22 protein-coding genes are annotated in these 25,306 nt (G+C 37.5%); 4 read left to right on the top strand and 18 right to left on the bottom strand.

Annotated elements, in window-relative coordinates:
* Positions 1-11: 11 nt before the first annotated feature.
* The 3 genes from spxB to spx all read right to left on the bottom strand — a co-directional run bounded on the left by spxB (position 12) and on the right by spx (position 3,545).
* Positions 12-1,805: a pyruvate oxidase gene (spxB, locus tag VNN39_RS08215; protein WP_338997375.1), complete on the bottom strand. Its 1,794-nt coding sequence runs from the start codon at positions 1,803-1,805 to the stop codon at positions 12-14.
* A 203-nt stretch (positions 1,806-2,008) separates the two neighbouring features.
* Complete coding sequence (locus VNN39_RS08210; protein ID WP_338997374.1) at positions 2,009-3,106, bottom strand: lactate oxidase; 1,098 nt, start codon at positions 3,104-3,106, stop codon at positions 2,009-2,011.
* A 43-nt stretch (positions 3,107-3,149) separates the two neighbouring features.
* Positions 3,150-3,545: a transcriptional regulator Spx gene (gene spx, locus VNN39_RS08205; RefSeq protein ID WP_019292298.1), complete on the bottom strand. Its 396-nt coding sequence runs from the start codon at positions 3,543-3,545 to the stop codon at positions 3,150-3,152.
* Positions 3,546-3,897: 352 nt separating this feature from the next.
* On the opposite strand from spx, the gene VNN39_RS08200 reads away from it, so the two are divergent.
* A complete protein-coding gene (locus VNN39_RS08200; RefSeq protein WP_338997373.1) occupies positions 3,898-5,253 on the top strand; it encodes an MFS transporter in 1,356 nt (451 codons plus the stop codon).
* A gap of 179 nt (positions 5,254-5,432) precedes the next feature.
* Here VNN39_RS08200 and VNN39_RS08195 read toward each other — a convergent pair whose 3' ends face one another.
* The 9 genes from VNN39_RS08195 to VNN39_RS08155 form a co-directional block, all read right to left on the bottom strand.
* Entirely contained in the window at positions 5,433-6,059 is a 627-nt protein-coding gene (locus VNN39_RS08195) for a hypothetical protein (RefSeq protein ID WP_338997372.1), read from the bottom strand.
* Between the two features lie 33 nt (positions 6,060-6,092).
* Positions 6,093-6,425, bottom strand: coding sequence for a rhodanese-like domain-containing protein (locus VNN39_RS08190; protein WP_338997371.1), 333 nt, complete (start codon positions 6,423-6,425; stop codon positions 6,093-6,095).
* Between the two features lie 9 nt (positions 6,426-6,434).
* Positions 6,435-6,722: a rhodanese-like domain-containing protein gene (locus VNN39_RS08185; RefSeq protein WP_017369338.1), complete on the bottom strand. Its 288-nt coding sequence runs from the start codon at positions 6,720-6,722 to the stop codon at positions 6,435-6,437.
* Between the two features lie 104 nt (positions 6,723-6,826).
* Entirely contained in the window at positions 6,827-7,699 is an 873-nt protein-coding gene (locus tag VNN39_RS08180; RefSeq protein WP_096368231.1) for an ROK family protein, read from the bottom strand.
* Positions 7,699-9,132 carry a glycoside hydrolase family 1 protein gene (locus tag VNN39_RS08175; protein WP_338997369.1) on the bottom strand — a complete coding sequence of 478 codons (1,434 nt, stop codon included), beginning with the start codon at positions 9,130-9,132 and terminating at the stop codon, positions 7,699-7,701. The genes VNN39_RS08180 and VNN39_RS08175 overlap by 1 nt, the downstream gene beginning before the upstream one ends.
* A 123-nt stretch (positions 9,133-9,255) precedes the next feature.
* Positions 9,256-10,428, bottom strand: coding sequence for an EndoS/ChiA family endoglycosidase (locus tag VNN39_RS08170; RefSeq protein WP_338997368.1), 1,173 nt, complete (start codon positions 10,426-10,428; stop codon positions 9,256-9,258).
* Positions 10,429-10,463: 35 nt separating this feature from the next.
* Positions 10,464-11,783, bottom strand: a complete 1,320-nt coding sequence (locus VNN39_RS08165) for a glycoside hydrolase family 125 protein (protein WP_338997367.1) — start codon at positions 11,781-11,783, stop codon at positions 10,464-10,466.
* Positions 11,761-14,385, bottom strand: coding sequence for a glycoside hydrolase family 38 C-terminal domain-containing protein (locus tag VNN39_RS08160; RefSeq protein ID WP_338997366.1), 2,625 nt, complete (start codon positions 14,383-14,385; stop codon positions 11,761-11,763). The genes VNN39_RS08165 and VNN39_RS08160 overlap by 23 nt, the downstream gene beginning before the upstream one ends.
* A gap of 30 nt (positions 14,386-14,415) precedes the next feature.
* The gene (locus VNN39_RS08155; RefSeq protein WP_017369332.1) at positions 14,416-15,756 is read right to left on the bottom strand and encodes a PTS sugar transporter subunit IIC; all 1,341 of its coding nucleotides are present in this window, start codon (positions 15,754-15,756) and stop codon (positions 14,416-14,418) included.
* A 177-nt stretch (positions 15,757-15,933) separates the two neighbouring features.
* On the opposite strand from VNN39_RS08155, the gene VNN39_RS08150 reads away from it, so the two are divergent.
* From VNN39_RS08150 to VNN39_RS08140, 3 genes are all read left to right on the top strand, one after another.
* Positions 15,934-16,647: a GntR family transcriptional regulator gene (locus VNN39_RS08150; RefSeq protein WP_338997365.1), complete on the top strand. Its 714-nt coding sequence runs from the start codon at positions 15,934-15,936 to the stop codon at positions 16,645-16,647.
* A 142-nt stretch (positions 16,648-16,789) separates the two neighbouring features.
* Positions 16,790-17,485, top strand: coding sequence for a metal-dependent transcriptional regulator (locus tag VNN39_RS08145; RefSeq protein WP_339007025.1), 696 nt, complete (start codon positions 16,790-16,792; stop codon positions 17,483-17,485).
* 71 nt (positions 17,486-17,556) lie between these two features.
* A complete protein-coding gene (locus VNN39_RS08140; RefSeq protein ID WP_165712154.1) occupies positions 17,557-19,113 on the top strand; it encodes an Nramp family divalent metal transporter in 1,557 nt (518 codons plus the stop codon).
* A gap of 35 nt (positions 19,114-19,148) precedes the next feature.
* Here the strand turns inward: VNN39_RS08140 and VNN39_RS08135 are convergent, their stop codons facing one another.
* From VNN39_RS08135 to ndk, 6 genes are all read right to left on the bottom strand, one after another.
* Positions 19,149-19,847 (bottom strand): TIGR00266 family protein, encoded by a 699-nt coding sequence (locus VNN39_RS08135; protein ID WP_017369328.1) that lies wholly within the window; start codon positions 19,845-19,847, stop codon positions 19,149-19,151.
* A 95-nt stretch (positions 19,848-19,942) separates the two neighbouring features.
* The gene (locus tag VNN39_RS08130) at positions 19,943-20,458 is read right to left on the bottom strand and encodes a hypothetical protein (protein WP_096368224.1); all 516 of its coding nucleotides are present in this window, start codon (positions 20,456-20,458) and stop codon (positions 19,943-19,945) included.
* Between the two features lie 132 nt (positions 20,459-20,590).
* Positions 20,591-22,540: a cation:proton antiporter gene (locus VNN39_RS08125; RefSeq protein ID WP_338997363.1), complete on the bottom strand. Its 1,950-nt coding sequence runs from the start codon at positions 22,538-22,540 to the stop codon at positions 20,591-20,593.
* A gap of 113 nt (positions 22,541-22,653) precedes the next feature.
* Complete coding sequence (locus tag VNN39_RS08120) at positions 22,654-23,385, bottom strand: class I SAM-dependent methyltransferase (RefSeq protein WP_165714077.1); 732 nt, start codon at positions 23,383-23,385, stop codon at positions 22,654-22,656.
* 128 nt (positions 23,386-23,513) lie between these two features.
* Entirely contained in the window at positions 23,514-24,731 is a 1,218-nt protein-coding gene (locus VNN39_RS08115) for an MFS transporter (protein WP_338997362.1), read from the bottom strand.
* Positions 24,732-24,848: 117 nt separating this feature from the next.
* Positions 24,849-25,265, bottom strand: coding sequence for a nucleoside-diphosphate kinase (gene ndk, locus VNN39_RS08110; protein WP_339007023.1), 417 nt, complete (start codon positions 25,263-25,265; stop codon positions 24,849-24,851).
* Between the last annotated feature and the right edge of the window lie 41 nt (positions 25,266-25,306).

Below are 25,306 nucleotides of genomic sequence, written 5' to 3'. Positions count from 1 at the left end.
CCTTAATGTGATTAGAAGCCCCCCAAGTCTGTCGCCTTTCCTGCCTCAACCAAACCTTCTTCCTCCATATAAAAAGCAAAAGGTCGTAATTTTTTAGCATGGAAACGTGCTTTGAAAGTATCAATAGTTTCTTGTGAATAGTGTTTAGGATCAAGCTGCAGACGTTCCACTGGAATAGGACTTTCGCCCGTAATTTTAGCATCGATAAGTACAGGTAAGCCTGATTCAACCAACTTCATTGCTTGGGCAAAAACATCGTCCAACTCTTCGACTTTGTTAACTGTAAAGCCATGAACGCCCATTGCCTCAGCAACTTTTGCAAAATCAATCCCAGTAAATTCCACCCCAAGATAACCTTTATTAGTCGTTTCTTGCTCATCTTTGATAAAACCAAACTGTTGATTAGAGAAAACGACATTAATAATTGGTAATTTTTCTTGAGCTTGAGTTGCTAAATCTTGCATAACCATTGAAAAAGCACCATCACCTGAAAGTGACCACACTTGACGATTAGGGAAATCTAACTTGGCCGCAATCGCACCTGGAAGCCCAACACCCATTGTCGCAAACAGACCAGAAGTGCGCCAAAGTTGACCTTTACCCATATGCAAATGACGAACAGATGTCATCGTAACATCTCCAACATCAGTTGAAAAAAGTGCATCCTTTTTCGCGACTTTATTAATAGCATGATAGACCTGATAAAGATTCAACGGATTTTCTTTATCTTCTTCTAGGGTCTGCGTATAACTTTTCCAATTCATAATGTTTTTTACATTAGCACGCCACCAAGGTGTCTCTTCTTTTTCCTTCATTTGTTGAGAGAGAGCTTTCACAACTTTTTTAGCATCTGCTAAAATGCTGAGTTCTGTCCGTTGTCGTTTGCCTAGTTTTGCAGGATCAATATCTACTTGAATCACGTGTTTCACATGTTCAAACATATTCGTAACATCGATAAAAGGTTGATTCGTTCCCAGCATCAAAACCGTATCTGCGTTTGCAATAGCATCATTAGCTGGTTTTCTTGAAACTCGAGTAGGCGATCCAAGAAAAGCCTCAAAGTCATCATCCACAATATCAATAGCCAGTGCGGAAACCATTACTGGGGCTTTAATTTTTCTTGAAAGCTCCATAAGTTCAGTCCCTGCGCCACGCATCCCGATACCAGAGAAAATGACAGGACGTTCAGCATTTTGTAAAATTTGCATCGCTTGCTCAATAGCCTCTTGCTTGGGTTCAGCAAGTTCCGGTTGGATATAAGCATGACTTGCATCAAACCATGAATCTTTTTCAATTTCTTGCCAACCTAAATCAACAGGAAGTTGAACTACAGCCACACCTTTTTTGCTGTAGGCTTGACGAATCGCTTCGTCAATAATATGAGGAAGCGATTGTGCGGTCATGACCACACGATGGTAGACTGAAACATCAGCATAAATAGGATCTTCATTCATTTCTTGGAAAGTATCCATATTCATGCCAGTGGTGCCAAATTGGCCAACAATTGCCAACAGAGGAACATGATCTTCTTTTGCATCATATAAACCGTTCATCAAGTGCGTTCCGCCAGGTCCTGCAGAACCGAAGGCTACACCGATATGTCCTGTAAATTTAGCGTGCATGCTTGCAGCCAACGCACCTACTTCTTCATGACGGACCTGCACGAAATGAATACGCTCTTTTTCTTCTAAGAGTGCATCCATCAAAGAATTAATGGAACCACCTGGCAGACCATAAATATCTTTTACTCCCCAATTTTCAAGAACTTTAACTGCTGCAACACCAGCTTTTATTGTTTCTACCATTACGATTTCCTCTCATTTCTAAAAACTTAAAATATGAGTGACCGAAAATTAGATGATAAATTACTGCTCTCTAGAGAAAGCCTTTTCATTTTCTTATACACTAATTATACTACGAAATAGTCTGAAAAGGTAAAGATATCCGGAAAATAACTTTTTTAAGAGAGTGGATTTTCGATACACTTTTTGATTTAGCTTACCCAAATTTAAAGTAAGTCAGTATCTTTGATAGCTTCAATATCTTTAGCACCAGCTAACTGCATAGTGATCGATAATTCTTTATTAAGATGTTCAAACACTGATTTAACACCTTCCTTACCACCTAAATTTAAGCCGTAAAGTACGGGACGACCAATAGCGACAAGATCCGCTCCACTGGCTAAAGCTTTGAAAACATGCTGACCACGGCGTACACCACTATCAAAAATAATAGGAACACGTTTATTGACTACTTGTGCAATTCTTGGAAGGACAGTAAAGGAAGCTGGTCCTCCATCAAGTTGGCGTCCTCCGTGATTAGATACCCAAATACCATCAGCACCAGCTGCAATAGCCTCCATCGCATCAACTGGATCTTGGATACCTTTCACAATAACAGGAAGATTTGTCCAGTTTTTAATTTTTTGGATATCGGATAGGACAAGTCCTTGTTTTGCTTCCGCATAAATTTCAAAAATACCTTTTCCAACACCATCAGATTCAGAAAAAGCTGCCAAATTTGGCATTGGAAGTGGAAATTGGAAGTGATTAATCACATCTTCTTCACGATAACCCCCTAATGTAGAATCCGCAGTTAAGATAATCGCTTTTACTCCGGATTTCACAGCTTTTTCAAGCAAAAATTGATTAAATTGGTCATCTTTACTCATATAAAGTTGGAAAAATTGCGGTGCGCCATTAACAGCTGCGGCTGCATCTTCCACAGATGTTGAGCCATAAGTTGAAATAGAGAAAAGTGAACCCACTTCTTCCATGGCTTTAGCTGTATCCACTTCTCCTTCCATATGAGCCAATCCTTGTGCAGCAACTGGAGCTTGAATAATTGGAGTCTTAAGTTCAATTCCAAAAATGTTAGTGCTCAAGTTTGCCGAATCAATCCCCCGTAGTACTCGAGGTGATATTGTTTTCGTGTTAAAGGAAGCCGTGTTTTCACGCATTGTCCATTCATCCTCTGCACCGCCACGAATATAACCAAACGCACCCTTATTCCCTTGAGCTTCCATACGCTCTTTTACACGTCCCTCAAGGGAAGCAATATTTACGATTTCTACTTTTTGTTCATCATTACTAGTAACATATGACATGGTTATTTCCTCTTTCTTTTCTATTATTTTTCAGATAAGCACTTTAAGCTACAGCACTCTTTGTTTCTTGTAATTCAATTTGACGATATTCTCTCGAAAAGAAACTGCGCAATTGATCTTCATTAAATCCAGCTTGGAGCTGTGGACCTTTCACTAAAAGTGGTCGGCGAAGAAGCTCCGGATGTTGTGAGATGAATTTTGTCCACTCTTTAACAGTCATATCTTCTACATTGACGTTTAAATTTTTAAATGCTTGTGAACGTGTTGAAATGAGATCTTCAGTGCCGTTTTCTGTTTTAGCTAACAATTCACCAATCTCCTCTTCTGTCAAAGGATCAGCAAATAAGTTATGCTCTGTATATTCCAGATTGTGGTTTTCTAACCAAACTTTTGCTTTCCGACAGCTGGTACATGAGGGAGTGTAGTAAAATTTAATCATCTTGTCTTCTCCATTTTATTTCTATTGTAGGAAGTGAAACTCACTTGCTCGAATTGTTTACGTTTGTAAACACAACTATATAATAACTCCTTTTCCTCAAAATATCAATAATTAAGTAATAAATACAGGTTAAATTTTTGATAGTTAAACAACAAAAATATTTCAATTAGATTTCTTGGGCTTTCCTTTCATATTTACAGTTGCATTTTTTTATCATAGAAGTTATAATAGAAAAGTTATAACTTTCGTACAGATAACATAGATTTATGTTGATATTATACAGAGGCGAAATTATTATTTTAGGATAATAATTTCGCCTCTTTTTGTTTAAATTAGGAGGACATTTAACTGCATGAATAAAAACAAACAATTTCATCTCTTAGGTGCTGTCATTGCTACCGGGCTCTTGTCTTTTTCAGGAGTATTAATCGAAACAGCGATGAACGTGACCTTCCCCCAATTAATTACTGAATTCGGGCTAAGTACTTCCAAGATACAGTGGGTGACCACCATTTATCTATTAGCTATTGCGATTATTATTCCATTGTCTTCGTATTTTAATCAGCGCTTCTCCTCTCGGAAGCTCTTCATATCTGGGAATCTCCTTTTCTTTTTAGGTGTTCTGATTAATTGCTTCTCACCTAACTTTACACTCTTATTAGCGGGGCGGCTTTTACAAGGTGTCGGAACTGGTATTGCTTTACCTTTAATGTTCCACCTTATTTTAACCAAAGCGCCACTTGAAAAGCGCGGTATGATGATGGGATTGGGCACAGTCACAACATCGATTGCTCCTGCTATTGGTCCCACTTATGGTGGCATTATCTCTAATGCACTAGATTGGCGCTACATTTACATCTTTTTACTTCCATTAATTGTTGTATCCCTAATTATTGGCCTTTCCTCGCTTCCAGAAGAGAAAAAACAAACGACAAAAAAACTGGCGCTTCGACCAGTATTGGCACTTTCTGTCATGTTTTTCGTCTTCATTTCTGCCTTGAGTGCCGAACAAATTCTGACCTTTGTAATTCTCTTTATTATCGGTATTTTAAGTGCTCTCCTCTTTGTTTATTATAATCGTAAAGAGACACTGATTGAATTATCGATACTACGTCATCGTAAATTTGTCGCACTCCTCTTCGCTCTTCTTGTGTACCAAGGCCTTCTTTTAGGTTTATCCTTTATTTTACCTAATTTTATTCAAGTTTCTGCTGGATATAGCTCTGCTGTAGCTGGACTCTTTATGTTTCCTGGCGCTCTTGTCGGTGCAATACTTGCACCTATTTCTGGGAAAATTTTGGATCAAGTTGGTGCTAAAAAGCCGATTACCTTTGGTCTGTTAACCGCAAGCTTAGGTATCGTTTTACTCTTTATTTTCCTCCCAACACAGTCACTTCTTTTATTGTTGATTGCGCATATCGTTATGATGCTTGGGCTGGGAGTATCTTATAGCAATTTAATGACCAGCAGTCTCAGTACACTTTCATCTGAAGAGCTCTCAGACGGAAATGCATTGGTTAATACATCACAGCAATTTATTGGAGCGATTGCAACTGCTTTGGTAGCCAACATTCTTTCTGTGTTTCAGCACGCTCAAGGATTTAAAGAAGGCACCCAATTTGGAACATCAGTCATTCTCATTCTCTTCTTCGTATTAGTAATTTGGGGACTCTTTGCAAGTTATTCTGCATTGAAAAAGAGGGGATGATAAAAAAGAGCACATTAGTGCTCTTTTTTATTTATGTAAAATAACTTAAAAATCGTAGAATCACAGAGAAAGGCCAGTAATCATGTTCCATAAAGCATATTGTATGATTAAGATACCAATCTTTTCATTACTGTTTATTTTTATATATACATATTTTAATTTATGTAAAATAACAATCATTATATTGTTGCGTCAGATAGTTTGAAGGTCACTAATGTTTCTGCAGGATAGGCTGCTAATTGACTAGCAAAGCTATCGTCGTCGTCTTTCTTGACTTTGGCTTTAAGATTAATACTTACTTTATGATGTTCTTCGGACAGGATATCGTAAAGAGACTTGAGATCTGCAATATCCTGACTACTTGCTTTAGGTAATACTGTATATTTAGCATATTCAGAATCAAACCATGAGCTTTCTTTCTCAAAATCGACAGGTAAATTTTCATTGATTTGAAGCTTGACAGTAATGCTGTAATCATAGCCTTGTTGCTCAATTATTTTAGCGATTTTCACCATATCTTCGTATGTTCCTGAAGCTTTAAGTTTCAGCGTTGCCTTATAGGTGATACCGGCAAGTTCAAAGCTCTCCGCAATTTTAAATGGATCTTGTTCACTACCTTCTTTACCTACTTGTGGAGGAAAGAAATTAACTGAAATAGAATAACCTTCAGTCAAAAGTTGCTCGTACTGTTTAATAACTTCTTCTGGTTCCAAGTCATCCATATACTCGTTAAACGTACGTTCTGTTAATTTGTTGCTCTCAAGAGCTTCTTCTTTAGGATAAATTATTTTTACTTGATAAGTCATACATGTATTATAGCAAAAAAAGAGAGGGACTTGTTAATCCCTCTCGTCTTTTCTTGTCACTTTACCTTGCCAAGCCATCATACCACCAGATATGTTTATTACGTCATAGTTCATTTTTGAAAGTACTTTACAGGCCTTTTTTGATCTCATGCCTGATTGGCAAATCACAAAATACTTTTTATTAGTGTCTAACTGCGCTGTAGAAACTTGGTTCAGAGGAATATTTCTAGCTCTTCGTATATGTCCTTTTTTATATTCATAAGGTTCTCGCACGTCAATAATTTCTTCTTTTACCTGATTATTCCTTAGATGTGCAGCAAGCTCTGTTGTTGTTATACTCTTAATTTTTGTAAATAATCCAAACATCGTTTCTCCTTACTGCGCCAAGCACCCGTCCCAAGCATTTGTACCGCCCAAGACATTAATAACATCGATATCGTTTGCGGCAAGCCACTGTGTCACCTGTGCTGATCGAGCCCCTGATTGACAGATAATATAGCTTCCATTATTAACTTCCTCCAGACGACTTTCTATCTCACTCATGGGTATATTACGCGCTGTTGGTACATGCCCAGATGCATATTCGAAAGTTTCCCGTATATCAATAATATCTGCTTCATTTTTCATTACTTCTATTAAATCTTGCATTGTGATTGTTTTCATTCTTTTTTCCTTTGTTTTATTAATAATACCATTATATACCCCTAAGGGTATATAATCAAACTTAATGCTTTATAAAAAAAGACATAGTCTCCTATGTCTTTTTTTCACGCTTTGTTTTGTTGAAAATTTACGACTGCACCAATGAGATTTGCGGAATTACGATAGTGACAAACTTTAATCTCAGGCAAAAAAGGCGGAATTTCTAAATTCTTGATTATCTTTTGTAGCTGTTTATTAAGTTCTGGGACCAGCCACTCAGCTTGTGAAACAGCTCCCCCTATGACTATAAGTTCAGGATCAAAGGCATACTGAAGATTGTAAATACCTTTTGCGACATTAAATGTGAAACGCTCCATTTCCTCTTGCGCGACACTATCATTTTCCTCTCTTGCTCGTCTGAAGACCTCTTGACCTGTAAGCTCTGTTTTTTGGCGGATATTGTAGCGTTTAGCCATATTTACAGCTGTACCTAGATCTGAAAAAGTATGCTTTTCATCCATCAGCATGAAGCCGAATTCCCCACCAAAAAGATGGTTCCCATGGTGAATTTTTCCATTGAGAACGACAGCTCCCCCTACACCTGTCCCGAGTACTAGAAAAAGTACATTTTGTAGATTCTTCGCTGCTCCATATGCAACTTCGGCAAGAGCAGCACAATTGGCATCATTTTCTATAGTCAAGGGCAAGCCTAGCTTTTCTTCTAGTACGTGATGAATATTAAAACCGTGAATATAAGGCAAGGCACTGAATCCTTCAATATAGCCAGTTTTCTGATTAACAGCTCCAGGGGAACTCATCGCAATACCTGTTATATTTATCTTTTCTCGTCTCATCTCACTTACAATGTCCTTCAGGCAGCTGTAATAACCTTTGAGGTCATTGGGTGTGCGTTTCGATTTAACTTCTCCCAATTTTCCTTCCGAGAAAAGACTATATTTAATGCTGCTTCCACCAACATCAATTGTTATCAGTACCATTATTCATTCCCTTTCAATTTCTGTAGCAGTGTCTCTTCAATATCAACACTTGAGCTTTCTGAAACTTTACGGTACCAATGTGCTGATTTTTTTAGTTTCTTGATTTGTCTATGAACATCTAGAGAAATTAATCCATAGCGATTTTTATAGGAATTACGCCAGCTCCAGCAGTCTATTGGTGTCCATGTGTGATAACCTAAGCAGGCAGAACCTTCAACCATTGCTTGGTGTAAATAATAAAGATGCTCCGTCATAAATTGAATACGATAATCATCTTGGATAATACCCGCTCTATCCTCAAAACGTGCTTCATTTTCGACACCCATTCCATTTTCTGAGATAAACCAAGGGATATTGTCATAATCATTTTGTATCGTTTTTGCTATATTATAAATCGTCTGCGGGTGAATCTCCCAACCTCTATCTGCATTCATACGAACCCCTCTTTTATTAAAGGGAGCGTAATATTTTTCCGGTAGCCAGTCCTGAGCCAAACTGTCACTCGAAAACTCTGGCTCTTGAACACGACTTGGATGGTAATAATTTACTCCTAAAAAGTCCACCGTATTGTGCTTTATCACTTCCAGCTCTTCAGCAGTGCTTTCCCATAATACATCATCTTGCTCTAAAATATTTACGAGTTCTTGTGGGAACTCTCCTTTTACTGAAGCATCTAAAAACAGTTGGTTTTGCCATAAATCAGCAAAATGAGCTGCTTTTAGGTTCTGCATTTCTCCATCCTTAGCATAATTCGGTGTTAAGTTGAGGATGATACCAATCTTAGATTTGGTATTTTTATTGACTTTTCTAAATCTTTCAATCGCTAAACTAGAAGCTAATTGTAGATTATAAGCAACTTGAACAGCTTTTTTACCATCTTTAAGGTCGGGATAATGGAAACCTAAGAGATAGCCACATTCGACAACTACTATCGGCTCATTATGTGTGAACCATTCCGTTACTCGGTCGCCAAATAAGTGAAAGCATTGCTCCGCAAACTGAGCAAAGAGTTGAGCAACCTTTTTACTTTCCCATCCGCCATATTTATGGAGAAGCTCCACAGGTAGATCAAAATGATGTAAGTTCATCATGGGCCGAATTCCGGCAGCTAAGAAAGTATCAATTACGCGGTTATAGAACGCCACTGCTTGAGGATTAGTCTTCCCAGTCTCAAAATCCTCAATAAGTCTGGACCACTGAATACTTGTTCTAATACTGTTGAGTCCAGCTTTCTGCATCAAACGGATATCTTCTTCAAAGTCATTATAAAAATTACTGGCAGTATCTGGACCAATTGAGCCCCAAAATCGTTCACTAAAATGATCAAAGTCATAATCAAAAACATTGTCGTGTTTTTTCTTGAAACGTCCTTCAGTTTGTGGGCCACTTGTCGCTGCGCCCCACCAAAAATCTTTTGGAAATTCTATTTTCATTGTTCTGCTCTTTCTACTTTCCTTCTTCTCAAATAGAAGGATTTATATTTTTTTCAAAAATAGACCCTAGGAAAAGTAAAATCCCTAGAATCTTATCTGTCTTTTTATTCAAATACTAAAGACTCACTTCATGAGTTGTAATTCATACATTGGATCATATTGAGGACTTACACCATCATTGGCAAAGTTATCGCTTGATCCAAGCAAGACTTTATTAACTTCATAAATTGACCGAGCTTGATTAATTCTATTTAAAACGGTTTGAAACTTCTCTGCTCCTTGTCCAACACGCTCCCAATGATGTAGTGCTATATCTTTGGAATCTTGGAGACTGAAGCCTTTGGCCTGTAAAATGGCTGTTTTCGTCCAAAGGAAGTTAGAAGGCACAATGTGGTTTAAATCAAAATTGTTATATGTTCTGCCATCACGGTCTAAGGCATAAAGAAACATGCCATACAGTTTATTTTCTGCTGTATATTTTGCTACTTTGTAAATATTACTTTCTCCGTAAGGCTCTTTAGTATCGTACCATCTATTATGGTCTTGCTCTTCCGGAAAGGCTAAGCCAGGCATAAATTTCTCTTTCGGTATAATCCCAGTATAATCTTTTAGTGCTCTAGCTGTACGAGTATCATCTGAACCATATTGTTGATAGCCAAGATATGTAAAGCTTTCTGCAACCTCTTTCAATGGATTAAGATTGTAACCATTTGTATCGTAAACAAATACAGTACCATTATTTGCAAGAGGGCCGATATATTTTGATAGTGCTCGAATAACACCATTTGAAAGTGCAATATCTGAAGTGCTCGGGTAAGTTTCCATATCAATATCTAAGCCATCAAGTCCGTATTGGCGTACATGCTCGTCTAACAATTTATTAGCATAAGCATCAAACTCCTCTACTGTCGGAAAATTTCCTGCATAAGGAATCTTTAAAAGCTCTGAATAATCAATTGCCTTAGTTAACTTCACACCTCGTGCATGTAAGTTAGGAACATAAGACTTTTTAAGCTTTTCAAAAAATGGAGCAGCGGCATCTTCTTGGCCTTGAGGAACATAGCTAAAAACATTGACAATATCAATGCCATAAGGAATATCATCCATACTCAACCAATTTTCGTCTGTAAGGCTGGTATTGACACCTTTCATTTCCTTATCACGCCATGCACGATAGTAGACCATGGTTTTTGCTTGCTGGCTATCTTCTTGTGCTTGAGCAGAAATTGGACCAAAAATGAGCATACCAAGCCCCACTGTAAGTAAACCTAAAATATAGTGTTTAATTTTTTTCACCTTACTTCCTCCTTAAGAAAACATTTTTAAAACTTTTATTTGTTTTGACTAAACTTTAAGTATCGAAAAACCAATTGACAATAAGTCATGTTTGACCAAGAGAACCATTCGCGGGTGTAATTATTTGGATTGTCCACATCAATTCCTTCATGACACTGACCAGTACCACCATCTGTGGCAACGATTGTCTCTATCTGCTTTTTCATTTTGTCTATATCTTTTGTCGTCAATCCTTCCATCGCTAAAGCTATTGGCCACACATAACGTGGTGGCGTATGTGGGCTACCGATGCCGTGCAAATATTGTCCAACATAATAATAAGGATTTTCTTCACTTAAGCATTTTTCTCTCGTTTTTATATAAAGTGGATCTTCTTCTCCACAATAGCCAAGGAAAGGCAATGAGAGTAAACTTGGCACATTAGCATCATCCATAAAGAGTTGTTTTCCTAAACCATCAACCTCATATGCATAATAAAGATTTTTACCGGACGATACTAAACCAAATTTTTGAATGCCTTCTGTTATTTCTTCTTGAAGCTTCTTTATTTTTCTTTCTAATCTAGGAGAGAAATGTGCTGGGAGCAGCTCCAGAAGTTGGTTCAAAACCACTAAAATTAAGCAGTTCCCTGGAATAAAATAACCGTACCTACACGCATCATCACTCGGTCTAAAGGCGCTCCAGACCATACCTGTATAACCAATTGGTTCTCCACGCCCTTCATGAGATAGTGTATCGGATGGTGGGCAATTTGTTCTCTTAAAAATATACTCTGAGCTCTCATGATGTTGCTCCGTAATAAAAGTATCAAGAACACGTTCAACTGTTGCCCAATAGTCTTCCTTAAGATGCTCGGTGTAGCCTGTATGCTTGTAGAGTTGGTAAGCAAGGAATAAAGGGGCACACAAGGAGTCAATCTCAAATTTTCTTTCCCACACTAAAGGCGAAATTGGAATATTCGAGACATCTTGGCTATAATGACTGTCTGTTGCCTCCTTATTAAAGGCATTGGCATAAGGATCATGATTAATATAGCGCATTTGTTGCTTCAAAACACCGTGAACCAGAGATGTTATTTCTGGAATATGATCCGCCATCTCCAAATATGGAAGTATTTGAAAGGTAGAATCTCTCAGCCACATTGCTGGTATATCTCCAGTAGCAACAAATATCTCCCCGTTTTCCCGTACTGAAACGGTGTTTGAAATAGTATCTACTATAGCATCTTGAAAAAGTGATGTCGCTCGGTCATCCCATAGACGAATTGTTTCTGCATGTTTTTTAATCTTGGAGATTAACTCTTCTTGTTTTATCAACTCCTTTGTCCTCCTACTATTTTTTGAAAAAGATACCATAAGTTCTAATTTCTCCTGGCCTAAATTCTGCCATTGAAAGTTCTTCTACAGAATTTTCCAAACTATCAATAATTTTTCCTTCTAAGTTTAACAGCTTGATAGCCGCAGGCTCTTGAAGTTTGATAATTCCTGGCATCTTTTGGGCAGTATCTTGGGGATTATATAACCGTAATTGTATACCTGTTTGATCGCTGCTGGCTTCCATACTGCTAAAGATAACTCCAATATTTTCTAAAGCTATCATTCGTAACGGTTTTAAGTCGATGTTTTTCTTATTTATGGGGAAATATTCGATTGGTGTGCTGAAGCGATTGATCGTCTGAGTTTGGTAATATATATCTTCTTGTGTTGTAAGTAGATACTGGTTTTGGAGAGACACAGCATCAAAATCAGTATCAATGACGATATTTCCTTCGAAGAAAACATCTCCTAGAAGTTGGCTATCAGGCGTTTCAACTTCTCTAGTTTGCAAACCAGAAGCATCGCCTGGACGTCTTTTTGTATCTGGTCTTCCTAGGTAGCCAACACCCCTAAATACCGTAATGGCAAGCTCCTGTTGGTCCTTATTCAATACTTGAAAATCCTTTGTTCCTTTGCTGAGAAAACTCCAGCTTGTCTTCGCATCATGCAGATTGGCGAAGTGAATCATCGGACGCATACTTGTAGGTTCTTCTTTGTAGCCTCTTACTTGCCAGTCTTTCAGATACTTTTCTTCAATCGGTCGATCAATGATACCAAAAGGTGTATCGCTAGTTGAAAACTCAGTCTCTACATCTGTTTTAAGCACTAAGCGCAAGCGATGGTCTAGAACTTGATTATTCACATTTAGACTGAGATAAAGACGATTATCCTGCTTATTGATTTCCAAAGTTAAGGCATAGCTGACCACCCCATCGCGTTTCTTGTCTTTCCGCGATGCCAGATCATATGGAAGCTCCCATTCACCTTCTACAATGATTCGACTTAGAAATTCTCCTTGCTCTACGCGAGAAGTGTGACTGTTTTTAAAGTTCAGGTTTAAAATCCAATCATCAAATGCTGGAGAATAATCATAGGTATCCCCTTCATCTCCCCCATCTTCAAAAGAGAGAAAGTCTAAATATTCTTTACTGTTTTTCTTAAGATAAAGATTGAAATTCCCCTCTGTAAACTCAATCTTATAAAAATCATTTTCAATACTATCTGCGTTGACTAGTGTTTTGGGATTTTCTTTCTCATCAATGACGTGGTAATGTACATAGCCCATAGCTGGTAAAGTGCATTCTACTGCAATGGTACTGACATAATAACGTTCATCAAGCATTTCTTTGGGGTTTCTGCGAAGCAATGCTGCATTTTCCATTTCTTGCTCAATAAGTTCAAAAGATATTTTTTCCCCTTTATCATCAGCAAGTGAGAAATGTTTATTTGCTGTAGAAAGTTTGACTTTCTTTATCACTTTAAGCTCAAACGGAAGGGGATTCCACATGAAAAGACTGTCTTCTTGATTCCTATTTAGTGAAATACTTAATTTTCTGAGCAGGTAGTCCATACAAGACTGAGCTTCCTGTAGTCCATTTATGCCCCGCATATAGATATCACGATTAGTTTTGTCACTGTTACACCCGCCAGCACTATCGTGTGCTTGACCTCGGCTTACTATCTTCCATAAGCTATCTATTAGACCTTGTTTCACAGAGATACCATAACGTGCAGCTAACACAGACATTGGCTCTAACTGATAAGTTAACAAACGCTCAATCTGATCATAGACTTGCTTTAAATCATAGCGTGATGAATAGATACCACGGTGAATTTTGGAATCTGTTGGCTCAATAAACTCTCCTTTGATATCAAGAAATTCTTGAGCTTCTTTTTCGAGTGCCTTGAAAAATTGCAGATAGTTACTTTCAATAAACTCTGTTGAGTCTTCAATTTCTTGATTTGCCTTATCGATCCTTGTTTTTAAATTAAAATCAACTGCACGCTGATCTCCTCCCACCGGTAAAAGATGTGCATTGCTACTTGTATGTGTTGATATTCTTTCAACAAGGTCTGAAAAATCATTCTTTTCTACTAAATCAACTCCCGCATAGTAACCATTTTTAATATTGGCTGTCAGTACTTTTGAACCATCATTACTTGACCAATAAAAGTAGCGCGTGTTCGCTTCATTCGGCATCCCGCGCCAAAAAAGGGCATGTTGGATATCAAAGCCATGATAGATTTTCGGCATGTCTTGACTTTGACCAAAAGAATCTGGCAAGTAGCCAATTCTCATCGCACGACCTAGTTCTTCTGCTTCACGAATACCAATGCGTAGATTTCTCACTATTGCTTCCCCAGAAGTTGTCATTTCATCGATTTGTGTAAACCAAGGTCCAACAAAAAGTCTGCCCGCCTGGACAAATTTTTTCAGCTGCTTTTCTTTTTCAGGAAAGAGACTGAGATAATCTTCAATAATTGACATTTGTCCATCTAAAGTATAGAAATCTAACTGGTTGCTTTCTAAAGCTTCTAGAACCTCATCCATGTGAAAAATAAATTGCACACGTGCTTCTTGTCTCGTAAAATACCATTCAAAATCCCAGTGGGTGTGTGCAACAGTATATACTTTTTTCATGGGTATTTTCCTCTATTTCTTATTTAAATTCTATTCTGCACTGACCAATGCTGCTTGTTCAGCACGTTCTTGTTTCTGGTTAAGAATCACAAATGGAGCATATAAAACAATGTCTAACACAACCAAAACAAGGGTCAGTATAACTGGACTAATATGGAAGGCTCCTAAAACCCATGTACTGATAAAGATAGGTTCATTTCCTGAATTAAGGACAACGAGAGGAACAACCCAACCGATAGATGTTACAACATAAGCGATAACAGCATTAATCATTGGTACAAGGACCCAAGGAATAAACATTAATGGATTAAGAACGATAGGAAGTCCAAAGATGACAGGTTCATTTATACCAAAGCATCCTGGGATTAAAGCTAGTTTTGCAACTTCACGTTCTTTTTCACCTTTTTTCGTAAAGATAAGCATTGCGATAATTAAACCAAAGGTAGCACCTGAACCACCAATCATGGCATAGACGTTGGTCATTGTATTTGGTGCAATAGAAATGTCAGCAAAGCTTTGTGTCTCAGCAAATTTTGCTACATTTTCTAAGAAAATAGGGAGCCAGAATGCTGACACGACACCCCAAACGATATTGAAGCCGTGAAGACCAAGAAACCATAAGATTTGTTGGAGTAAAATAACGATGAGAATAGCGGGTAAACCAGTACCAACTGTCAATAAAGGCTTGATAAGCACTTCAGAAATCATTTGCAGTAAAGAAACATAGCCCAATGATTGTAAAGCAATTCGAATTGCACCAAAGATTAAGAGTACACCACTGATTGGGATTAACGAGAAGAAAGAATCAAATACATTTTGTGGGACATTACCGGGCATTTTGATTGTAAATTTACTACGCGTAAACCGTGCAAACAAAGCCACAGCAATTAGTCCAACAATGAGGGCAGTAAACATCCCTTCATAGCTGAAAAATGATGTTGAAAATCCTTCAACAATATCTGCTTTAGGATCCAAGTAATTGACATTATTAGGAACCATCACAAAATATGCTGCAAAAGCAAGCAAAGTTGCAATTATTGGATTAAGTTGACTATTTTTTTCATTTCTTTTTAGCTCGAAAGCATAAGAATATGCTGAAGAAAAGACCACAATTAGCGCAACAATGCCCAAAGTAGCATTTCCAATATAACCAAATAGATTACTAATATTCGTCAATAAAGCATTATGAATATCTTGGTTTTTAATAAGGGCATCCAGCTGCATTTTGATAAGATTAGAGAAGGAACCTACAACCGTGAACGGTATTGTCCTTACGAAAGCATTTTTAATTGCTTGTAAAATTGTATTCCGCTCCACCCAAGCAGATACTTTTAGTAATGGTTCTTGAAACTTCTGCACATCAATTTTCATAATACGCACTTCCTTTTTCTTTTTTTAGAAGCCACTTCCACCAAAAAGAAACCGCTTCCGTTTTTCATTATATACAATTTTTTAAAATTTGTAAAGATGAATATAAAATTAATGTAGACAAATTATATAAAATGTTATATAATATATATACAAATCATAAAAATCGAGGTATACAAATTGTACAAATACCGTGAAATTTACGCTGATATTAAACGTGATATACTGACTAATCATTATCGTGCGGGGACTCTTCTTCCTACGCAAGAGTTTTTTGCTGAAAAGTATAATGTGTCACGCATTACTTTAAAAAAATCCCTCAGCTTACTCGAAAACGAAGGCTTAATCTTTAGCAAACAAGGCTCCGGAACTTATATTCGTCCAAGAGTTGAAGAAACAACAGAACTTCTGCCTTTAGACTTACCAATTGGTGTAACTTATTCGCATCGTGATCAAGAAATTAAAAGTAAAATTCTCTTTTTTGATGCACGCTTACCATCAACTGAAGAGCAAAAACATCTTCTTCTGAATAAAACGGATCCAGTTTATGAATTTAAACGTCTTCGTATTTTGAATGGAAAAGCCTATAGTTTTGAACATGTTGTCATGCCAAGTTACATCGCTCCTATCACCGAGGAAATTCTAGAAGGATCTGTCTATGACTACCTAGGACAGGAAGCTAAGCTACAGTTAGTAGATGCTAAACGTGTCATTTATGCCGACCAAGCTACCGAGGAAGTGAGCACGAACCTGGAAATTGATTGCAAGTCTCCTGTGCTCGTCATTGAGCAAACAGCATATGACCAAAAAGGGCATGCTTTTGAATTTTCTAAGTCATACTTTATTAGTAACCAAACGAAGTTTGCGCTCGATATCCATCTCAAAAAGAACTAAAACTATAATAAAAGCCACAAATCCCTTAATTTGTGGCTTTTATCTCATACTATAGCCCCTTTCATTAGGTGACCCTTATTTTATTGAAATATAATTAAGGACGTGCTATAATATTGATGTTATAATATAAGGAGAAACTCTGGTGTTAAAATTAACGAAAAATGAGCAGGATTATCTTAAGGCTATTTATACCTTAGAACGCGCGGGAGATGATTCAGCTGTCAGTATACAACTTATCGCTAAAAAATTGTCAGTCGCAGCCCCTAGTGCGACTGAAATGATTAAAAGATTAGCAAAAAAACAACTCGTGGACTATGCGCCTTATCGTGGCGTGAATTTATCGGAGCAAGGCAATGTCCAAGCTCGCTTTATTATTAAAAGTTACCGTGTTTGGGAAAGTTTCCTAGTTGACAAGCTTGGTTATTCTACAGAGGAAGTTCATGAAGAGGCTGAAAATTTAGAACACGCCTCTTCACCAAAACTTGTTGAGTATCTCTATGCTTTACTAGATTATCCTGCTGTTGATCCTCATGGGTCAACCATCCCTTCGGAAGTCTTTTGGAAAAAAAATAAAGTAGAAATTCCGCTCAATCAGGCGGAGGAAAACAAGAGTTACTATATCACAACAGTAAATGAGACAGCACAAGACTTCTTTGAAAAATTAGATATCAATATACCGCACTTTATTCGGATTCTTGAGCGACTTCAGGATGGATCGATTATTCTCAAAGAAGATAATGGGCAGGTTTCTGTTATCCCGCCATTTTTACAAGCAAATATCTTGCTTATGCAAAGAACTGGAACCGTCGCTTCTGCTTTAGAAAGCGAGAACATCTGAACATTTTCTCTTATATAACAGTAATATTAAAAAAACAATGTTGAACATGGTTCAACTTAGAGAAGGTAAAAATGAATGATCTTAAAAATCAACCCCATAAGTTGATTTATCATACAAACGGAAAGTCTCTTCAAGAGATTAATGGAACAGTAAAAGTTCCAAAAGATGGCAGGTTTTTTAGAACACTTCTTGCGTATTCAGGACCTGGAGCCTTAGTGGCTGTGGGTTATATGGATCCAGGGAACTGGTCTACCTCAATCACAGGCGGACAAAACTTTCAGTATTTATTAATCTCTGTTATTTTGATGTCAAGTTTAATTGCCATGCTTCTGCAATACATGTCAGCAAAACTCGGGATTGTTAGCCAAATGGACCTTGCCCAAGCCATCCGTGCACGAACCAGTAAAACTTTGGGAATCATCCTATGGGTGCTTACAGAACTTGCAATTATGGCAACAGACATTGCAGAAGTTATTGGTGCAGCAATCGCCCTCTATTTACTTTTCGATATTCCGCTTATTCTAGCAGTCTTTATCACTGTTTTTGATGTCTTTTTATTGTTGCTTCTCACAAAAGTAGGTTTTAGAAAGATTGAAGCACTCGTTGTCTGTCTAATTTTGGTGATTTTATTTATTTTCACCTATCAAGTTGCCTTATCTAATCCCGATTGGAAAGGAATTGTGGAAGGTTTTATTCCAAATACACGTACCTTCGCTACCTCTCCTTCTATTGCAGGAATGACACCTTTAACAGGGGCACTTGGTATTATCGGGGCAACTGTTATGCCACATAATCTCTATCTCCATTCTTCAATTTCACAAAGTCGTAAAATTGACCATAATGACGATAAAGACATCGCTCGAGCTGTTCGTTTTTCAACTTGGGATTCTAATATCCAATTGAGTTTAGCTTTTGTTGTTAATTCGCTATTGCTCATTATGGGTGTTGCTGTATTTAAGACAGGTGTCATTGACGACCCTTCATTTTTTGGCCTTTACGATGCCCTTTCGACACCAGATTTATTAAGTAATGGTGTACTTGCGGATGTTGCTAAGACAGGTGCTTTATCTACCTTATTTGCCGTAGCTTTACTGGCTTCTGGGCAAAATTCGACAATCACGGGGACTTTAACAGGACAAATCATAATGGAAGGTTTTATCCATATGCGGATGCCAATGTGGGCACGTCGTCTCATCACGCGCTTACTCTCTGTCGTTCCTGTCTTGATTTGTGTTACGATGACACGCGGCTACAGTTTAAAAGCACAGCACGAAGCCATTAACAACCTCATGAATAATTCACAAGTCTTTCTTGCATTTGCATTGCCCTTCTCGATTATCCCCTTACTTATGCTGACAAATAGTAAAAATGAAATGGGCAAATTTAAAAATAATTGGATCGTTCAATTCTTTGGTTGGTTCTCTGTCATTGCGTTAACTTATCTTAATCTTATTGGTCTACCAGATCAAATTGAAAGCCTATTTCCTAAGAATCTTGCCTATCTTGCAGATGGGACAGCAATTCTTCTTATTGTTTTAGTTATCGCCTTACTCATTTGGACCATCTTTGAGCTCTACCGCGGCAATAGAAAACTTTCGCTGCTTAACCAAAAACTATCTGATTCATAAACCTAAAAAAAGCTATCACCGATAGCTTTTTTTATTTAACCATTACTTGGTAAGAAAGGAATGATTGACTCGGCAAAAGCCTCCATATTACGGCTTTGAATCATAATTTTTCCACGCCCTTTAAATTTATTGACGAGCCCCTCACCAGTTTTAAAACCAAAAGTTCCAGAAGCCACTTCGATTGAATAATCAAGCGTTTTACTCCAAGCAAGAACGTGATGATTATCCACGATATATTCCTCTGTGCCGTCTAATTCAATCTCCACAATATCGCCATAGCCATTTACTAACATGCGGCCGCTTCCTTGTGTTTCCATCACATAGAGACCACCAGTTCCTCCAAGAAGAGCGCCACTTAGTTTTTGTCGTTCCATTGTATAGTGAACATCGCCATCACTTGCAAGAAAGGCACCTGTATTCAATCGCCATTGTTCTTGACCAATACTAAGTTCTTTTACAGCACCCGGAGTAGCTGGAGCCAAAGTAATTTGACCATTAGCACTGCTTGATTTAACCTTCGTGATAAAGAAACTTTCGCCACTTGTTATTGAACGTCCCAGAGCTTTTAAGGCACCACCAATCCCACCTTTTCCATTGCTGTTCATCTTTCCTTCAAGTGTGACTGAAGGGTTATGATAAACCATTGCTCCTGATTCAATCTGAATTTCTTCCTTGTCTTGCAAGCTAACATGTACAAGCGGAAAAGCAGATGTTGAGCTCAATTGATATTCCATAAATTTGGGCCTACTTTCTCATTTTTTCTCATTATAACATAAAATTTAATAGAACAAAAAGCCTCTTGCTCAGGTCAAGAAACTTTTTGATTTTTTCATTTGTAACTAATAGTTTGAATTGTTTTTCCTTGGTCATCTGTAAGATTTACCACGAGTTGAGGTTGATTTACCCCAGAAGCTTTCATTGATTCCAAAACTTTATCGGCAACTTTTTCTATCTGATCACCATTTGTTGCTAAGATACTGTGAGATAGAAAGCCATTCATTTTAGAGGACTTCACTGTATATTTTAACGTCTGTCCATCTGTTGTGGCTTGGGCCGAATCAATAAAGCCTTGCGAACGACTCACGATATTACTAGCATTTTGATTCAGTGTAGAGACAATATCATCAGGACTTGCCGGAACAATATTTCCAGAAGCATCAGTCAAGCTTTCTGAGTAAGGAATAATTTTCGATAGAAGATTATCCGTATTATTGGCGATCGCGTAACGCCCTAGCAAAACAAGACCTCCGACAAAAAGCGTAAGTACAATAATAAGTCCTGCAAGAAAACCAAGTAGTTTTCTTAAAAACCCTTTTTTGTTTCTTTTTGAGCTTCTGGAAACCATAATCCCCCCCTTATCTGTGAGCAATTTATAAATGGTCGTCTGTCAATAGGACGTTTTCAGTTTAGACATTATTTTATATTTTACAGTACTTTTCTTAAGCGAAAGTTATTATAAAAAAGCCTTACGGCTTTTTTATTGATTTTGTAGTTGTAAAACTTGTGCGTTATTAATTTCTTTAAAGAGCTTGTTGCTTGTCTCTTTCGAGATTGCTTCCGATTTAGCTTGATCTAGCACATATTGGTATTCAAGTTGGAAAGCTTCAATAAGCAATTCATTAGGCACGATTGTTTCTTCCTGAATTTCATTACGGATTCGATAATGTCTATTTTCAAAGACGCGCCTCACTTCCTCAATATCGCTAAAGTCAGTAATTTTCTTCTCAAATCGTTCTCTCTCAAGACGGTTTAATTTTTCCATTGTAGCCTCATAAAGGATATCTTCTAGACGTCCCAGATCATTTCTTAGGGCCATGAATTCTTGCATTTCACTTTGGTCAGCTCTGCGTAATTGTCTTCTTCTTGAAAAAAGTCTTCTTATTTTTTTACTCATCGCACGCTTGCTACTATTTTCCAAGTAAATTTGGAAGTAGTCAATCGCTTTCGGTGAAAAATTCTCTTGAATATCGGAACTTTCTAACAATGTTTCCTGCCAAGTTACAGTCTTTTCTAAGAGCTGACTGCTTTTATTATGATCTGGAATTTGTAAGCCTTTTTGTGACTGCAATTGTTTTGTTAAGCTGCTACGAACCTTACTATCATCTATCACTTGCATCATATGTAAAATAGCGTAGTCGACCATATCATTTCGAACACTGTCAATATCGTCTAAGCTTGCATCCTTCATGGGTGACAAAAATTTGGGTAAGATGAAGGTTGGCACAATAAGACTAAGCAAAATGACAATCGTTGCCATGCTAATAATAATTTCCCTATTTTCAGTACTCAAAATAGTAGTATCCAACGGTAAAGAGAAGGCCATTGCCAATGTCATTGTTCCATGTGCGCCAGACAGAGCAAAGATACTGGAGTCTTTGCTGCGTTCTTTCTTATCGTTGGAAAAGAAATGTTCGATAGAGCGATTACCTCTTTGATTGGTCCAGAATTTACGAATAAATAACATAAGCAAGTAAACCAAAGCACTGATAAAGAAGAGTGTTACAGCTTCCTTGAAGCCCAATGATTTAAAAATATCCCAAATACCAAAAAGACTTACTCCTAGCAAAATAAAGACAAAATTGTTGAGAATCCCACTCAATATTTCCCAGATAGTATTATTAGTAAGTTGAACATTGGTCGACGTAAGTTTAAGCATGTCGCCTTCAAAATTATGAATTAATCCAGCTGCAACGACTGCAAGTACCCCAGACACTCCCAAATGCTCGGCGAATAAATAAAGTACAAAGGGCGTTAAAATAGAAATAGGAATAATCGTAGCTTCTGGATTTGTCGCCCGAAGATTAATCGCAATGCGAATACGAACTAAGAAAGTCCCGACAATTAGTCCAATAAGTATCCCACCGACAGAAACAAAAGCAAACTGACCAAGTCCACTCCAAATACTAAAATGGCCACTTTCCAGCACCGAAAGGCCCAAACTCAAGAGGACCAAACCTGATGCATCATTGAAAAGAGATTCAAACTCGACAGCTTCATTTACACCTTGGGGCATTTTTTTACCCGCAATAATAGATTTAACAGCAACAGAGTCCGTCGGTGTAACAATAGCAGCAAAACAAATTGCCAAGGGGAAAATCCAACTGCCCATAATATTTGTGGTCAATGCTGCAACAAAGAGTACAGTTACAACGGCTAAAGTAATGGAGAGAAAAAATATTCCTCTGAAATTTTTTCTCACTTCTTTCAAAGAGGTTTTACTGCCTTCATTAAACATTAAAGGTGCAATAATTAGCATCATGAAAAACTCTGGCTCTAACTCAAAATGCCTAAACTCTGGTAAGAAGCTCAGAAGAATCCCTACTCCGATCAAAATAAAGGTTTCAGATATTTTGGGGAAAAATTCTTTGATTACATTTGCTACAATGACCCCAATCAACATTACAGCTATGAAACTAACGGCTGACATAAAACACCTTTTTCTAATTTTTTCTATTTCTTTAGTATACCACATACACAGTCATACAAACAATACTCCTATGTAAAAATCAAAAGCTAGGAATAATTATTCCTAGCTTTTCTTTATTTTTTCCTTGCAGAAACAATCAACATCATCGGACGTCTCAGCTCATCTCGCATTTCTTCAAGTACAAGCATTTGTTCAGGTGGCTGAGGTTCAATCACATGTTGAAGTTCAAAGCCAAGTTGTGACAATGTGTTGAGGTAGGTGGTTAAAGTTCGATGATATTTAGTTACTTCTTCTCCTAAGAAGGATACCTTGCGTTTTCCCTCGTAGAAATAATTGTCTACAGGAAAGTACTCTTTTTTTCCTTTTGCATCATAAATCCAGTCTTGCAGGCCAGATGCAGTAAAAAGAGGATGCTCTACGGAAAATACAAACTGACCACCTGTCGTGAGACACATATATACGTTGGAAAAAAGCCCGAGTAAATCTTCAATGTAATGTAAAGCTAATGAACTCAGAACCACATCAAAAGAATCCGGTTCAAGACATAAATCTTCCATAGCTTTACATTGATAATCTATTTTCTCATCTGAGTTTTTACCTGCTGCTCTTTCCAACATTTTACTCGAAATATCTGTACCTAGAACATAAGATGCTCCATTGTCAACAGCATATTTACAGTGCCAACCATATCCACAGCCCAAATCCAAAACTTTTTTATCCTGAAAGCTAGGCAAAATCTTTTGTAGCTCTGACCATTCTCCAGCGGCTTCTAGGCCAGATTTTGAACGCTCCATTTGAGCATATTTGGAAAAAAATTCTTGATTATTATATTTGTTTTCTTTCACTTGTTATTCTCCCATGTAAATTTTATTTTATGCATTTACATGGGTAGAAACAATTTTTTGAGCAATAATTCCTTCTGACATTATTCTTACTCCTTATTTTTTATTATAACATGGACAGTTTTAAAATTCTATGAGGCTTCATGCATTCGAATAGCCCGCAGAGAGGGGAGGATACTTAAAAGGATAATTATTCCCATAAATATAGCCATGCCAATATTCCCATAGAGTGCTGACAGCGAAACCAAAACACCTGAGAGTACGGAAGCGACTGGCTGAGTCACTGAAAAGGCTCCCGTATAAGTCCCAACATGATCACCTTCCATCAGGTCGGCTCTCAAAGCTTGAGAGAAAGGTACGAGAATCATTTCGCCCAAAGTAGCAACTACTGCTGCTGTAACTTCCCAGCTTAAATTATGACCTAAAAAGGCAATAATAAAACCTAAACCTTGGAGAAAAATTCCTAATGTAATCCCTGTACTACGCGACCAATTTTTAGTCAGTTGATTCATTTTACTCATAAAGAGTACGATAATCAAGGTATTAATCAATAGGAAAAGTGTCAACATCCGTTGACCATAAAGTTCCAACCCTAAAATGCGTGTTGTTGAGAAACTGTCACTTAGATGTACTGGCAAGTAATAGTCAATTTGATTAAAAATCATCGCAATAAAAACCGAAGCAAATAAATAAGACATAAAGATGCTATCTTTAGCCACAAAGAAATAAGCTTTTATAATATTTGGTGCTTTTTTTTGATGCTCTTGATGTGGGTCAAAAGACTCGTCAATCCAAAACAAGACAACGACAAAACTCAGAATTTCTTCAATAGTGATGACCAGCAAAAGCCAGACCAAATAATCACGGAAAAACCAACCAGAAAGTCCCGAACCAATCATAATAGCAAAATTGATAATCCAGTATTGAATACTATAGACTGTTCTCCGGTTTTCACTTGTTGTTAAGTCCACAATCATCGCTTGACTGGCTGTATTAAAAAATCCGAAACCAAAATTTACGATTAAAAATCCGAAAAAGGTTGCCCAAGGATTAAAATAAAATGCTGAATTAGAGAAGGTTGCAAGTGCTGCGCCAACTGCAGTAATTGCGGTTGAAAAAAGCATGACAGGTCGTCGCCCTCGTAAGTCTGTCAAATGTCCTGCGTAAAGCCCAACCAAAAAAACCATAATAGAGCTCACAATAAGCAAGAGGCCTGTTATACCAGCACCCATATACTTATTATAGTAAATCGTCATGGAACCACCCACTGTACTAAAGCAAAGTGCTCCTAAAAAATTCATTACCAACCTAATTTTAATGGTCGTATGAAGTCCCCAAAATTCTTTCATATTTTCCTCCTTTTTTACTCCTTTAATAAAATAGCAAACAAAAAAGACTTCCCTTTAGTGTTTGGAGCTATCGCTCAAACTTCCTAGGAAAGCCTTTGTCCTTGCTATTATGTCTGTTTATGAAAACCAAAGCGCTATTTCTCGCTCTGCAGATTCCGGTAAGTCTGATCCATGGACAATATTTTTAATGGCTTTACCTTTTTCAGGTGCTTGAGCAAAATCTCCACGAATAGTCCCTGGTTGAGCTTGAGTAGGGTTAGTTGTCCCCATCATTGTGCGCCAGCAAGAAATAACTTCAACACCAGATATTACACCAATAACCACTGGTCCAGAAGTCATATAATTACGAATATTAGGATAAAAATCTTTATCAACTAAGGCTTCGTAATGCTTGTCAATCAAGTCTCCATTTGGAGCAGAGCGAAGTTCTAGCTTTTCTAGCTGAAAACCACGCTGCTCGATTCGTTTCAATATTTCACCTATAAGACCGCTTTGTACGCCGTCAGGTTTAATAATAAAGAAAGTTTTTTCCATGATTGACTCCTCCTATGTATCGTGCTTATATTTTACATCTA

Source organism: Lactococcus formosensis (assembly GCF_037892375.1).
GTDB classification, from domain to species: Bacteria; Bacillota; Bacilli; order Lactobacillales; family Streptococcaceae; genus Lactococcus; species Lactococcus formosensis.
Note: the sequence above shows the minus strand (reverse complement) of the source record. Positions and strands in the feature narration are given on the sequence as shown.